Origin of the sequence: Mesorhizobium waimense (assembly GCF_003601975.1) — a bacterium.
In the GTDB taxonomy this organism is placed as follows: domain Bacteria; phylum Pseudomonadota; class Alphaproteobacteria; order Rhizobiales; family Rhizobiaceae; genus Mesorhizobium; species Mesorhizobium waimense.
On sequence record NZ_QZWZ01000232.1, the window covers coordinates 1 to 408 of the forward strand.

Below are 408 nucleotides of genomic sequence, written 5' to 3' on the forward strand. Positions count from 1 at the left end.
GCCCAGGATTATGATGTGGCGAAAATAACATGATGGTGAGGAGAAGCAGTTAAGGAAATCCTTATAACTAACTGTAATTTGAGAAGAATATTTTTACCTATTCCTTTTGCTTTTGATAACTGCGCGGGAACAAAGTAAAAATAATGACGAAGTAAACGGAGCATGGCAGCTCCGTTTCATTTGAAAGGAATTAATTAAGCAGGCCGGGGAAAATCCCCTTAATACCAGTAACGATAAATTCAATCCCCAATGCCATCAGCAATAGCCCCATAATACGCGTAATCACGTTGATGCCGGTCTGGCGTAAAACCCGTACCAGCCACGGTGCCATGCGGAACAATCCCCAGCAACATAAAGCGAACAATGCAATAGCCACAAAGAAACCAAACAGATAGCTAATGCTGTGAT

General features: G+C 42.2%; 1 pseudogene. It reads right to left on the reverse strand.

The features are described from left to right. Positions 1-190: 190 nt before the first annotated feature. Positions 191-408, reverse strand: a pseudogene (ychE, locus tag D3227_RS40785) (NAAT family transporter YchE); the annotation flags it as partial.